Genomic DNA, 12,741 nt, shown 5'->3' with positions numbered 1-12,741 from the left:
CATTCGGGCATTTTACGATACAATTATTTCTCTTATACATTTAGCCGTCTTTAAAAGCCTGATCCAAAGCTTTTACAATCTCAGAACGTGTCTGATAAAAACGACTAAATAAACTTGAAATGCTTCCCATAATCGAAACATGCCCTGTTTTTGGAATCACGCGAATTTGACAATGATTGCCTAAGGCTTCTAGTTGATTTTTCAAATCAAAGCTATTACTGGCTTTCACAATCTGATCATTTTCCGCCAAAAACAAATAATGTTGTACTTCATTTTTTTCAATAAAATAATAAGGCATCACTTGCTGATAAGGAATATCTTGGTCAAACGCATGAGCAGCCAATGGATCACCTTTATAATCAAAGTGATAAGGCCCTGCAATCCCAATAATCGCTTTAATTTGCCCTCTGAGTGGTGACTGAAAACGCTGTGGATGATACAACAAAGAAGCAATATTAAATGCACCTGCCGAATGCCCCATCAAAGCGATCTTCTGTGTAGAAATCCCAAGTTTTGTTTGCTGTTGTTCTAAAAAACTTAGGGCTATCGCCAAATCATCAACATATGTGGGAAATTTAAATTGAGGCGCAAGATGATAATTCACGATTGCAACATCATACCCATAACGACTAAATGCTTCACCGACAAACTTATAAGCACCTTTGTCGCCATGACTCCAAGCACCGCCATGCACAAACACAATTAAAGGCTTATTTTGTTTTTTTGTGGAAATATATAAGTCTAAGCGCTGTCTTGCTTTTAAACCATAAGCAATATTAGTACGGTATTGGTAACCTTTTTTGGGCGTCAATCCATTAATGGTAATACTCGCCAAATCATACAAACGAAAGTCTGCATAAAATGCTTTTATCGCTTGGATTTTTTTTAACAGGAGTTGCTGTTTATCTTGAAAGTTACGGCTGAACATTATTACTTGGCTCTACAGCATCGGGATCAATTGCCACTGGCGTTTGTACATCAGGCTGAACATTTGACACTGTTGGTGTGGCTGCAAATGATGAGCTTTGAACTTGACGGCTATTTTGTTCGATATTATCCAATAAAGTAACGATCTTAGTAATATTACCTACTTTTTGCAGCACATCATTTAAATCATCACTTTCAGCATTATTTAAACGCCCCATGACATACAACACGCCATCTTCAGTATGCACCATGACTTTATTGTCTGACACCACAGGCGCCTTCATGATTAAACCACGAGTATTAGCAGTCACTGATGCATCTTGCATAATGGTGCCATAACTGATTTGATTGCCCACAGTAATATAATTATGCACTGTTTTGACATCACTCATGGCACGAACATTATCTTCAGCCAATTGCTTTAAATGTACATCTGGCACTTGCCCAGTTAACAATACATTGCTGTGAAAACTATTAATATTTACACGAGATTGTTTAAATCTTGCATCTAATTTATATAAATTAATTTTTGCAGTACGCTCAATGGAAGAATCAATAAATACCTGACCCAGTGATCTCACTCCACTTTCTGTACCTACAGGTGTACTGCCTGTACCACCAGAAATGAAACTCGCACACCCAGATAAACTTGCTACACACAACATTGTAATGACAATTCGGTTTAACACTCAGCAAGACTCCTCATTGAAATCATTATTTCTATATTTTATAAGCCACTACGCTTAAATTTCACTCACAGATTAATCAAGTCTGCATCTAAAGTAAATGCATTTTCAATCCACTGTAGATCATACGGGATTTTTGAAAAGTCATGCTGTACATTTTTTGCAATTTCTTCATGAAAATCAAAACAAATTGCATCAAAACGATAATAAAAATCCTGAAAATCTGCATGTTCTTGTAAAAACGTTAAGGCAGTCTTAAGAATTTTACGCTGTTTGGCAAGGGTGATCACTTCCACAGCATTGCCATAGTCGGTTTTAGCACGTGCTTTAACTTCTACAAAAATCAGCGCATTGCCCTGTTTTACGATCAGATCAATCTCACCAAAACGCGTATGATAATTTTTAGAGATAAAAATATATCCTTGTTGTTCAAGCCAGCGTAATGCTGTTTGTTCAGCCCATTCGCCCAATTGTTGCCGTACCGATTTAACCTTAGATTTCATGTGCATATATCCTAACGACTAAAAGATTAAGCAACTGCTAAACCTTTACCAGTACTCACAAAGCACATGGGTTGTCGGTCAATCTGGTTATTTTCGATATGGATTTTTCCAGTACGTCCGTTGAAGTCAATATTGGCCGTTTTCGTTTTTGATAAATACAGTTGCGTAATTTGCCATGCATCCCCACCAAAAGCATATAAACGCTGGTAAGCCATCGGGGTCGGATTTTGTTGATAAGCGATTAAAACATCTTTCCAGTCAGCCACATAAAGTGAAGGCACATCGCAAAACTTGATTCCTTTTGGTAATGGTTGGCTATCTTCAACAGCAAGAGCTTGCATATACAAGTTTTTTACAGGTAATTTTTTTAATTGACGAATCCATGCATAATTACCTAATAACAATAAGCCTTCTGTTTTCACCATTTTAGTTGGTATGTTTTTGACCAATTCTATTTGCCCTTGAAACTGTGCTGACAAGGCATTAAAGAATGCTTTACTTTCTTGCGCAGTTTCAGCCTGCTGTAAAATATACAATTTGTTAATTTGATCCGTTTGCATGGCATCGATCAATGCAGCTGCATCATCATTTTTTGACAAACTAAACTGCAATACATTGGGATGTTTGATGGCGACTTCATTTAAAGCCAAAACTGGTACTTTCGGCGCAAGTTTAATGACCTCTTCAACATCCTGTCGTGCCAAAGGTCCAATAATCATTTGTGTTTGCTTATTTACATGTTGTTTTAATACTGCATTCATAGATTTTTGATCAGTATTCACAAATTTTAAAACTGTTTTTGCACCTGTTGCCTGATATGCGGTCGATATTCCCAGTTTTATACTGCTACTGGCTCGCGCCAAAGGCCCTGTTTCAGGTAAAATAACCAAAACTTCCGCATGTGTTGTAAAAATCATGCTCATCAAACTAAGACCGAGTACGGTCTGTCTATAATTCACTTTTTTATTGTTAATCATGGAGAACCCTATGAGTGCTCAGTTATTTGTTGTAGCAACCCCAATTGGGCACTTGGATGACATGACCTTTCGTGCAATTGAGGTATTAAAGTCCGTTTCTGTTGTTGCCGCAGAAGACACCCGCCAATCTGCACAACTTTTAAAGCATTATAATATCGCAACGCCCTTAACAGCGTGTCATGATCATAATGAAAGTAACAAAATTAATATACTCATTGAACGCTTAAAAAATGGTGAAGATATCGCTTTGGTCAGTGATGCTGGAACACCTTTAATCAGTGACCCAGGCTTTAAACTGGTTCGTGCTGCGCAAGAGCATAATATTCGTGTGATTCCTGTACCTGGCGCATGTGCTGCTATTGCAGCGCTGAGTGCGGTGGGTCTACCTAGTGATCGTTTTAGTTTTGAAGGTTTTTTACCCTCTAAACAATCACAACGCCTGCTACAACTTGAAAAACTCAAACATGAAACCCAAACCATGATTATTTATGAAGCACCACATCGTATTTTAGAATGTGTTAAAGATATGGTTGACGTATTTGGTGCTGAACGCCCTGTTGGTTTTGCACGAGAAATTACCAAAACCTTTGAAACAATTAAAAAAATGACTTTGGCAGAATTACGCACTTTCATTGAAAATGATCATCATCAACAAAAAGGTGAAATTGTTTTGGTGATTGGTGGCGCAACCGAAGAACATGATGTAAATCAAGAAAAATTAGATAAGCTTTTGTTACGTTTGCTAGAAGACCTCTCAGTAAAAGCAGCCTCACAATTGGCAGCAGACTTAACCGGTATTAAGAAAAAAATTGCTTATCAACGTGCTTTGGAACTCACACAAAAAGATTAAGTCTTTTGTTGAATTACTTTCCAATTCACATGATTTTATAAAACCAATTGCCATAAAATTGTAATATTGTGATCTAACAGTTTACTTTTAAACACAGTCCAATATTACAATTTTAAATCCGACCAATTTAGTACAAATTCTATTTAAATACAGTATTTTATAAAAACATAAAACAAAGCTTAAATATTTAAATACAGATCTAATTTTGCCATTTTCAAACCAAAAAAATTAAGATATGATGATTTTGTAGGCGGTTAAATTCATATATTTTTTGTAATAACTATAAAGGAAAAGGAGAACGCTATGACTTTCCAAAATATCTTAGTTCCTATCGATGGTTCAGATACTTCACTTGCTGTCATTCCTGAAGCTGTTGAGGTGGCGAATAAATTTAATGCGACAATCACAGTAGTACAGGTCATGACTTTAGACCCTTATATTGCTTCAGAATATATGATGCATGGGCAAAGCAACCAAATGATTGAACGTGCTCGAAATTATATTTTAGATAATTTGGAAACAGCAAAAGCCAAATTTCAAGAACAAGGCGTTGAGGTTCAAGTTAAATTATTAGAAGGTGAAAATATCGCCAAAACCATTGCTCAAGCAACTGAAGATCTCAGCACAGATTTAGTGATTATCAGTTCACACGGACGCAGTGGTTTTAAAAAGTTGTTGATCGGTAGTGTGGCGCAAAGTTTACTGACTACAGTCAATGTTCCTGTACTGATTGTTAAACATCCTTAATATTCAGAATCTAAACATCCTTATAGCAAATATAGGGATGTTTTTATACACTAAAATATTGCAATTAAGGTTGCCAACCAAAGATTTTCATATTCACTTTTCCATCAATAACCACAACATTTTCAGCCAACAATAATGCTTGTTGAATATTCATTCCTTGCTCATCCAACTGATTGACTCGAATTTTTCCTTGAGAATTAATTACACGATACCAAGGCACATCATGCCCCGATTCTAATTGTCCTAATACTCGTCCAACCAAACGGGCATGCTTCGGCAGTCCTGCTAATTTAGCAACTTGCCCATAACTCGCCACTTTACCATAAGGAATTTGTACGATCACCGACAAAATCATTTGAGCAAGTTCAACTGTCGAGGTTGGAGTGTTTTGCATGACCATTGGCTCAAATATGTGCTAATTATGTATTTAGGCAAATGTATTTTTTTAAATACTGTCCTAAGCTTAAAATATATTAAACAACAAAAACATAGAGTACTACAAATGAAAGGAATCTTTAGTAAACTCATACTTTCTACTGCATTAAGCATAGGTATTGTCACAACTGCGAGCCTTCCTAGTCAAACTTTTGCAGCAATTGACATTCAAAGTGTTTTGCAACAAGAGCGTACTTGGGCAGGTTTACAATCTAAACGCTTAAAAGTGGGCGATATAGACTGGACGTATAGTGAAGGCGGACAAGTTGGCAAACCGACCCTACTTTTAGTGCATGGGCTTGCGGGTAGTCGAGACAACTGGAACCGTTTAGCACGCTATTTAACACCACATTATCATGTGATTATTCCAGATTTACCGGGTCAAGGTGATAGCAAAGTTCCTGCTGACTTTGATTATACAATTCCAAACATGACTGAAAAATTACGCCGTTTTGCTGAGGCAGGCAAGTTTGAAAATGGTCTGCATGTGGCAGGTCATAGTATGGGTGGATCAATCGCTTTACTATATGCTGCACAATATCCTATAGATACCAAATCTTTATTTTTAATTGACAGTGCTGGTGTTTTTAAATCTGCCAATACACCTTATTTAAAAGACCCAACCACGCTGCGTAGTATGATCGTGTCTAAAAAAGGTGACTTAGACAAAGTCCTTAGTATCGCAACTGCTTTACCGCCATTTATTCCAAATGAACTCAAAGAAGCTCAAGAAAAAATGATGATCTCTCAAGCAGCCAATAATACAAAGTTGGTGGAACAACTGATTATTATGTCAAAAATGTATACACCTGAAACTTTTGCTTTGGCTGCGCGTTCAATTGATCAACCAGTATTGATTGCTTGGGGTGACCAAGACAAAGTGATTAATGTTGAAGCGGCAGCAGAATTAAAGTCTTTGCTTAAAAATGCCAAAGAACCACTGATTTTAAAAGGTGTAGGACATATGCCACTCATGGAACAAGAACAGTTACTGGTACAACCATATTTAAACTTTCTGAATACTATAAAATAATTGTATTTATGCAAGCAGTAGAACTTCTCTACTGCTTTTTTTAATCTAAATATTTCCATGCTTATTTTTATTTTAAAAACTTTCCATTATAAAAATGAATCATCTTATTATTGATCTATATACACAAAAATAAAGCACCCAATTTATGAAACTATTGTTAAAATATTAGAAATTTATTATCGTTGAATCGCTAAATAATTTAAAAAAAGATAAAAATCTTGATTGGGGAATATACATGAGCGATGTCGTTTTAGAACATGAGGTTTTAAGATATTTTAATGAACAATTACATCCTTTGGCGAAAAACTTAACTGAAATGTTAAATGAACATTTTAGCCATCAAACAGAACGTAGAGGTTGTGGTTATACTCAAGCGACTCGTGTGGTTGCTGAGTTTATTAACTCAGAACAAGATGAGATTGATTTTAAAGATTTTAAAATATTTGACCAATATGATACCAAACCATTAAAAATGATTTTGGCAAATGCCGTTGCACATGGCTTAGAACTAAAAACTTGGCGAAACTTAGACCAAAATCCTGATGTTCAAAAGTTCTTAGCTGAACATCCCAACAGTGAAGATAATTTTGTCAATGTTTTGGCTGCAGAAGTGGCATTTCAAGCCAAGCTGCGTAATATTCACACCATGGTTGAAAAAGAAGAAAGCCAAGTTCTATGTCAATTTTTAGAAGACATTATCTTAAGAAAAGATCCTACTGAAGTACAAAGTTTAGAGCTTAAAAATCTCAGCGAAAAACCAAAAGTTGGGTCATGTCCAATGGCTGAAAACTTCTTTTTAAAAATTGCACATGGACGAATGCTACGTCAAGGCAATATCAATATTTTTGTAGATCAAAATGATACGCCTATTCTAATGGAAAAAATCAAAATGGGCGATGATCATTCATGTATTAATCTCATTCCTTTGATTATTAATGGCATTCGTATTCCCCTAGGCAGCCTGTTTTCGGTATATTATGACGAAGAAAATATTGCCAAACGTCCAAACAAAAACTTTAAGGGGCATGTGATTTCGGTGCATGATGTCACAGGTTTTTGGTTTTTACGTTTAACCACTTTGGCAATTTCACCTAAAAATAGAGCGCGAGCATTTAGCTCACATTTTAAACAACAAATTGATAATGGTTTATTTAGCCCAGAAACCACTGAGCTGAAGCAATTAATCGCCGTTGCTCAAGATCAGATTTAATCGAGAGTCATTATGTTAAAAGCTTGCTATTCACCCCAATATTTTGCAAAAACGCATACGAATAGCATGGAAAAACTGACTGCGGTTGCGCAGGTGCTTGAAGCCAATGAAATGGTTGAATTGGTTGATCCTGAAAGTATTGACCCCAAAATTTTATATGGCATTCATGATCCCGAGTATGTACAGGCATTCGTCAAAGGGAAAAAACCGCTTGCTGTGATGCAGGGCTTTAAACAATGGAGTTTAGCCTTTCGTGAAGCTATTTTTGCCGTACAGGCAGGACAGCTTTTAGCCACAGAAATTGCGCTGCGAGAAGGTATTGCAGCGAATATTGCACAAGGTTTTCACCATGCTGTTTATGAACATGGCAATGCTTATTGTACCTTTAATGGCTTAGCTTTAATTGCACAGCAATACCCAAACAAAAAAGTTTTTGTGCTTGATTGTGACCAACATGGTGGAAATGGCACAGCAGAATACACGCTGAGATTTGAAAACCTATTTAATTTCAGTATTTATGCGTTGGCATTTGGCTGTGCGACCTATGAAAGAAGCCTTACGCGTCATATTCACAATAAAAAAGGTTCATTTGAACAATACGCTGAAGCAGTGATCGAAGGCTTTGAGCAAGCTTTAGAATGGCAAGCGGATATCATCATTTATCAAGCAGGGATGGATTGTCATCAAAATGACCGTTGTGGCTCAAAATGGTTTAGCACTGAAATGCTGTATCAGCGTGATTTAATGGTATTTAAACTGGCTAAAAAATATAATTTGCCTATTATGTTTGTATTAGCAGGTGGCTACCAAAAATTAGAAGATTTGGTACCTTTACATGTAAATACCTTTAAAGCAGCAAATGAAATCTATTTCCCTGCAAAAACTTAACGACAAGTAGCGTTACAAAAAAACCGAATGTTAAAACATTCGGTTTTTCTTATCATAGTTTTTAAAATATTGCGGTTTAGAAATTGGTTGGATTTTCCAAACGTTTTACTTCTTGAGCTTTATCTGGACGATGGACAGATGCCACACCATCCTCCGATTTTTTATCGACTAAAACTTCAGGATTATAAATGGTAATGGTTTCATGCCCTTCCGCATCTTCACCTACGATGTATTTTACACCTTTACGATTCATTTTATGACACATGCGCTGATACCAACCTTTGAAGCCTTCTTTGTCTTCTTTTGGATTGTAGTAAAATGCGTTCATCACCGCAGGTAAACCTAAACCGCAGACAATTCCTGAAAGTAATACACTAATAAAAGTATAACCAATTAAAATACTACTATATTCACGTAATTCAGGAATATTGGCGACAGCTAAAATCAAGGCTAATGAGATCCCCCCACGCACCCCACCCCAAGATAATATCGCCAAGCTTCCATTATAACTTTTGTGTCGAAATGATGGGAAAAATGCAAATGCTAAATAGTTTGCAGCAAAGCGCGATAAATGTAATGCAAAAAAGGCAAATATCCCGCCTAAAATAAGACTAGTACTTAAATCTAAAATAAATAATTCTAGCCCAATCAACGTGAATAAGAATGAATTAATAATTCCTTCCACCGTATGCCAAAAATGATTTACTTCTCGAATTTCACGGTCTTGTAAAATCTCTTTCCATTTATTCCCTACAATTAAACCACCGATTACACAAGCAATGGGTGCAGAAGCATGCGCAAATAAGGCAATTAAATATGAACCGCATGCCAATAGTGCTGTGGTTAAAATTAGAGATTCCATTTCATGTTTACCACGTAGTAAACGTAAAATAGCCAAACCGAATCCCCAACCAATAATTACAGCAACAATAATTTCATAAAGTAAGGTTTCTAATGTAGCAACGAAACTAAAATGCTCACCCTCAAGTACATTAAGTAAAGTCATAAAAACGGCAATACACATGGCATCATTAAATAATGACTCACCTTCCAGCTTAACCATCAAGTGATGAGGCGCACGTACTGAACTCAATACCCCCTTAATCCCAATCGGGTCAGTTGCACCCAATGCCGAACCTAATAGCAATAACACTAAAATAGGTACAGGGTTTCCGATAATGTATTGGAATCCAAAAACAATACCTGCAAAAAACACGGCACACAGTAATAAAGCGATAGTTGCTAAAATACTAATGGGTTTCCAGTACACTTTTAAGTCAGAAACTTTAAACTTTAAAGCGGATGAGGTTAAAATAAAACAAATCACACCATTAACTAAAAAGTCATAAAAATCAATATTTCTAACTGCTTCTTCAATATTATGAATATTAATAGAAATAAATTGATTGCCATTGAGCAGGCTTGCGCCCCATTGCAAAATAAAGACAAATATCGCCGAAACTAAAGGCACACCGATCGCTTGTGGAAAACCTAAAATTCGCTTATTAAAAATGGTGGTTGCAATGGATAAAGCAAAAACAACTGTAAAGACCTGTAGAAAAAAATAATTACCCATGCGTATCCTTTATACGGTTTTTTAATATATGTGAACAACCACTACCCAATCATTTTTTAAATGAATTAAGAAATAAAGATGATTTTAAAATCGATATAATTTTACAAAAAAATGCGTTAAATCGCCCGAAAAAAATAATTTTTTTAACATAAATCTCAAGCTTATTTATATAAGTGTTTAAAAAGATATAAATAATGCGTTGAAGTCGGTATCATTAACATTTCTATTTTGTTGTAAATTTATGCGTTTTAAAGTCGTATTCCGATATTTTTTGGCTACGTTGATTTTTCTGATCAGTGTCGTATTGATTTGGACGACATTGGTAAAAACTTATGAAGTGTTTACAGCAACACAAGTACAGCCTAAAACCACCCATTTAGAAAGCACGCTAGATAAAGAGTTTCGTTTGGTCAGTAATAATCAAAAACCAGATCAAAAAATATTCATTACCATCCCAAATCAAGGCTATATTTTCACAATTTCGTGTGAACATTATATGACTAGCTTGTGCACTGACTTAGATAATCAACATTATTTCCGTCAAATTAAAACACTCGATTTAATTCATTATCGCAACCATCATTATGTACAAAATATTAGTTATCAAAACACGCAAAGCCTAGAGAATAAAAGCTTTCATTTTAATCAGAAACAAATTTTTGAGTTTTATATAGCAGATATTGAAAAGTTAAAATATCAATTGATTTTATTGTGGTTTTTTAGCTTATTTGCGATTTATGTATCCACTCGAATTTTGCGTAATTTTCCAACATTTTTAAATAAATAAAGGAGAGCGTACTCTCCTTTTATTTTCTTTTAAGAAATCTTATTTAAAAGTTTCGCACTGATTAATATCACCTGATTTTAAGCCTGTTTGAAACCATTGCATACGTTGCTGACTAGTACCATGCGTGAAACTATCAGGAACTGCATAGCCACGTGCTTTTTTCTGCAAATAATCGTCACCGATTTTTTCAGCAGCATCCATTGCTTCTTCTACATCACCTTGTTCAAGAAATTGAGTCTTTTGATGGGTTTTATTTGCCCAAACGCCTGCCAAACAATCCGCTTGAAGTTCTAAACGTACAGATAATTCATTGCCTTGCGCTTCACTGGCACGTTGACGCGCTTGTTGAACCTGCCCTGAAATCCCTAAAAGATTTTGTACATGATGTCCTACCTCATGGGCAATGACATACGCTTGTGCAAAATCCCCTGCTTCATCTTTCGCAGAAAGCTCAGACTGATTTTGCTCACCCGAAATACCCATTTGCTGACGCATATCTCTAAAAAAAGAGGTATCAATATAAACTTTTTGGTCTGCTGGACAATAAAATGGTCCCATTGCCGATTGTGCAGTACCACAGCCTGAATTAATCGCACCACTAAACATAACCAATTTAGGTGGTACATACTGAGCACCTTGTGCCTGAAAAATTGGTGTCCAAACATCTTCTGTGTCTGCAAGAACTGTTCCAACGAAATCAGAAACTTCTTTTTGCTCAGGGGTTAAACTTTCGGGAGCAATAGCTTGTGATTGACCACCAGATGTGACTTGTTTGGTCGCTTGATAGGCTTGTTGGGGATCCACACCAAAAAACTTCCACGCCACAAAAGCCACGATCAACCCCAAAATACTGATGCCACCTGCTTTTGCTCCACCACCGCCGCGACGGTCTTCCACATTACTACTTACCCGACGTCCTTTCCAACGCATAGTCTTATCCTTATTCTTTATAAAGTTGTGTCTATTTTAATGAAATTTTCTCAATTAGGTAGATGATGCTTGTCCACGTATTTTTTGAAAAATATGCACTAAACCCAATACAATCGCACCAGCAACCACACCAATTACCAAGTTAATTAAAGTCGGCGTTAAAGCACCAATAATCGAACCAATGGTCGGAATATGCTCAACCTGCTCTACTGTTTCCTCTGTAAAATGATGTAAAGCTGAAATCCCATGAGAAATAATACCGCCACCAACTAAAAACATGGCAACCGTACCCACAATGGATAATGTTTTCATTAACATAGGTGCAAATGCTAATAAACCACGACCCATTGTTTTCTTAAAACTTGATGCTTGTTCAGTGAGATATAAACCTAAATCATCAATTTTAACAATCATCGCCACAAAGCCATATACACCTACAGTCATTGCGATAGCAATTACTGAAAGCACCATGACCTTAGTCCCAAATGCCGCAGTCGCAACCGTACCTAATGAAATCACCACAATTTCAGCAGATAAAATAAAATCGGTACGGATGGCTCCTTTAACTTTTTCTTTCTCAAAAGTCACCAAATCCGTTTCAATATGGCTCATCTCTTCACGAGCAACTTCTTCTGTTTTGGATTTTTTATGATGCAAACTATGCAGGACTTTTTCCACGCCCTCATAGCATAAAAATAATCCTCCGATCATTAATAACGGTGTAATCAACCACGGTGCAACCACACTGATCAATAATGCCAAAGGAACAAGAATCAATTTATTTACAAATGAACCCTTAGCCACCCCCCAAACCACAGGAATTTCTCGCTCAGATCGAACCCCTGTCACTTGTTGTGCGTTTAATGCTAAATCATCACCCAATACCCCAGCCGTTTTTTTGGCTGCCATTTTACTCATGACCGCAACATCATCTAATACTGTGGCAATATCATCTAATAGTAATAACAAGCTACTTGCCATTTTTTATTATCCCAACCTATGTTTATTTAAGTAGTTTAATTAACTTTAAAAAAGCTTTATATAAGGAGTTGTATTTTTTATTTATCATTTTTGAAATTTTTATATTTTGCAAGTAAGCACATTTTTTCGCTGACATAAAAAAAAATTATGCCGTACAATATCCACATTCTGAGTAACAATTGATATCGACGCTTACGGCTGTGGAATAAAT

Annotated in this window: 14 protein-coding genes; 6 read left to right on the top strand and 8 right to left on the bottom strand. The window is 36.1% G+C overall.

Annotation, left to right across the window (positions count from 1 at the left end):
- Positions 1-40: 40 nt before the first annotated feature.
- From HUS24_RS01330 to HUS24_RS01315, 4 genes are all read right to left on the bottom strand, one after another.
- Positions 41-928, bottom strand: coding sequence for an alpha/beta hydrolase (locus tag HUS24_RS01330; RefSeq protein ID WP_173910269.1), 888 nt, complete (start codon positions 926-928; stop codon positions 41-43).
- Positions 915-1,616, bottom strand: coding sequence for a BON domain-containing protein (locus tag HUS24_RS01325; protein ID WP_173910268.1), 702 nt, complete (start codon positions 1,614-1,616; stop codon positions 915-917). The genes HUS24_RS01330 and HUS24_RS01325 overlap by 14 nt, the downstream gene beginning before the upstream one ends.
- A gap of 65 nt (positions 1,617-1,681) precedes the next feature.
- Entirely contained in the window at positions 1,682-2,116 is a 435-nt protein-coding gene (locus tag HUS24_RS01320) for a YraN family protein (RefSeq protein ID WP_173910267.1), read from the bottom strand.
- 26 nt (positions 2,117-2,142) lie between these two features.
- Complete coding sequence (locus HUS24_RS01315) at positions 2,143-3,093, bottom strand: penicillin-binding protein activator (protein ID WP_173910266.1); 951 nt, start codon at positions 3,091-3,093, stop codon at positions 2,143-2,145.
- Between the two features lie 10 nt (positions 3,094-3,103).
- On the opposite strand from HUS24_RS01315, the gene rsmI reads away from it, so the two are divergent.
- Together rsmI and HUS24_RS01305 are read left to right on the top strand one after the other, a co-directional pair.
- A complete protein-coding gene (rsmI, locus tag HUS24_RS01310) occupies positions 3,104-3,943 on the top strand; it encodes a 16S rRNA (cytidine(1402)-2'-O)-methyltransferase (protein WP_173910265.1) in 840 nt (279 codons plus the stop codon).
- Positions 3,944-4,246: 303 nt separating this feature from the next.
- Positions 4,247-4,690, top strand: coding sequence for a universal stress protein (locus HUS24_RS01305; protein WP_173910264.1), 444 nt, complete (start codon positions 4,247-4,249; stop codon positions 4,688-4,690).
- Positions 4,691-4,754: 64 nt separating this feature from the next.
- Here the strand turns inward: HUS24_RS01305 and HUS24_RS01300 are convergent, their stop codons facing one another.
- The gene (locus HUS24_RS01300) at positions 4,755-5,084 is read right to left on the bottom strand and encodes an MGMT family protein (RefSeq protein ID WP_173910263.1); all 330 of its coding nucleotides are present in this window, start codon (positions 5,082-5,084) and stop codon (positions 4,755-4,757) included.
- Positions 5,085-5,192: 108 nt separating this feature from the next.
- On the opposite strand from HUS24_RS01300, the gene HUS24_RS01295 reads away from it, so the two are divergent.
- The 3 genes from HUS24_RS01295 (at position 5,193) to HUS24_RS01285 (ending at position 8,256) form a co-directional block, all read left to right on the top strand.
- On the top strand, positions 5,193-6,158 hold the full coding sequence (locus HUS24_RS01295; RefSeq protein ID WP_173910262.1) for an alpha/beta fold hydrolase: 966 nt from the start codon (positions 5,193-5,195) through the stop codon (positions 6,156-6,158).
- 235 nt (positions 6,159-6,393) lie between these two features.
- Positions 6,394-7,368 carry a hypothetical protein gene (locus HUS24_RS01290; protein ID WP_173910261.1) on the top strand — a complete coding sequence of 325 codons (975 nt, stop codon included), beginning with the start codon at positions 6,394-6,396 and terminating at the stop codon, positions 7,366-7,368.
- 12 nt (positions 7,369-7,380) lie between these two features.
- A complete protein-coding gene (locus HUS24_RS01285) occupies positions 7,381-8,256 on the top strand; it encodes a histone deacetylase (RefSeq protein ID WP_173910260.1) in 876 nt (291 codons plus the stop codon).
- A 76-nt stretch (positions 8,257-8,332) separates the two neighbouring features.
- Here the strand turns inward: HUS24_RS01285 and HUS24_RS01280 are convergent, their stop codons facing one another.
- The gene (locus HUS24_RS01280) at positions 8,333-9,832 is read right to left on the bottom strand and encodes a sodium:proton antiporter (protein WP_173910259.1); all 1,500 of its coding nucleotides are present in this window, start codon (positions 9,830-9,832) and stop codon (positions 8,333-8,335) included.
- 241 nt (positions 9,833-10,073) lie between these two features.
- On the opposite strand from HUS24_RS01280, the gene HUS24_RS01275 reads away from it, so the two are divergent.
- Positions 10,074-10,619 (top strand): hypothetical protein, encoded by a 546-nt coding sequence (locus HUS24_RS01275; protein WP_173910258.1) that lies wholly within the window; start codon positions 10,074-10,076, stop codon positions 10,617-10,619.
- 39 nt (positions 10,620-10,658) lie between these two features.
- Here HUS24_RS01275 and HUS24_RS01270 read toward each other — a convergent pair whose 3' ends face one another.
- Both HUS24_RS01270 and HUS24_RS01265 read right to left on the bottom strand, forming a co-directional pair.
- Positions 10,659-11,549 (bottom strand): neutral zinc metallopeptidase, encoded by an 891-nt coding sequence (locus tag HUS24_RS01270; RefSeq protein ID WP_173910257.1) that lies wholly within the window; start codon positions 11,547-11,549, stop codon positions 10,659-10,661.
- 54 nt (positions 11,550-11,603) lie between these two features.
- A complete protein-coding gene (locus tag HUS24_RS01265; RefSeq protein WP_173910256.1) occupies positions 11,604-12,530 on the bottom strand; it encodes a DUF808 domain-containing protein in 927 nt (308 codons plus the stop codon).
- Positions 12,531-12,741: the final 211 nt, after the last annotated feature.

Origin of the sequence: Acinetobacter sp. Marseille-Q1618, from assembly GCF_902809855.1 — a bacterium.
Lineage (GTDB): Bacteria > Pseudomonadota > Gammaproteobacteria > Pseudomonadales > Moraxellaceae > Acinetobacter.
This window is presented reverse-complemented; position numbering and strand designations above follow the sequence as displayed.

Bases quoted from the DNA above. Each gene is read 5' to 3' on its own strand.
- HUS24_RS01320 (WP_173910267.1), bottom strand. From the start codon at position 2,116: ATGAAATCTAAGGTTAAATCGGTACGGCAACAATTGGGCGAATGGGCT.
- HUS24_RS01280 (WP_173910259.1), bottom strand. From the start codon at position 9,832: ATGGGTAATTATTTTTTTCTACAGGTCTTTACAGTTGTTTTTGCTTTA.
- HUS24_RS01285 (WP_173910260.1), top strand. From the start codon at position 7,381: ATGTTAAAAGCTTGCTATTCACCCCAATATTTTGCAAAAACGCATACG.
- HUS24_RS01295 (WP_173910262.1), top strand. From the start codon at position 5,193: ATGAAAGGAATCTTTAGTAAACTCATACTTTCTACTGCATTAAGCATA.
- rsmI (WP_173910265.1), top strand. From the start codon at position 3,104: ATGAGTGCTCAGTTATTTGTTGTAGCAACCCCAATTGGGCACTTGGAT.
- HUS24_RS01300 (WP_173910263.1), bottom strand. From the start codon at position 5,084: ATGCAAAACACTCCAACCTCGACAGTTGAACTTGCTCAAATGATTTTG.
- HUS24_RS01315 (WP_173910266.1), bottom strand. From the start codon at position 3,093: ATGATTAACAATAAAAAAGTGAATTATAGACAGACCGTACTCGGTCTT.
- HUS24_RS01275 (WP_173910258.1), top strand. From the start codon at position 10,074: ATGCGTTTTAAAGTCGTATTCCGATATTTTTTGGCTACGTTGATTTTT.
- HUS24_RS01290 (WP_173910261.1), top strand. From the start codon at position 6,394: ATGAGCGATGTCGTTTTAGAACATGAGGTTTTAAGATATTTTAATGAA.
- HUS24_RS01305 (WP_173910264.1), top strand. From the start codon at position 4,247: ATGACTTTCCAAAATATCTTAGTTCCTATCGATGGTTCAGATACTTCA.
- HUS24_RS01265 (WP_173910256.1), bottom strand. From the start codon at position 12,530: ATGGCAAGTAGCTTGTTATTACTATTAGATGATATTGCCACAGTATTA.
- HUS24_RS01330 (WP_173910269.1), bottom strand. From the start codon at position 928: ATGTTCAGCCGTAACTTTCAAGATAAACAGCAACTCCTGTTAAAAAAA.
- HUS24_RS01270 (WP_173910257.1), bottom strand. From the start codon at position 11,549: ATGCGTTGGAAAGGACGTCGGGTAAGTAGTAATGTGGAAGACCGTCGC.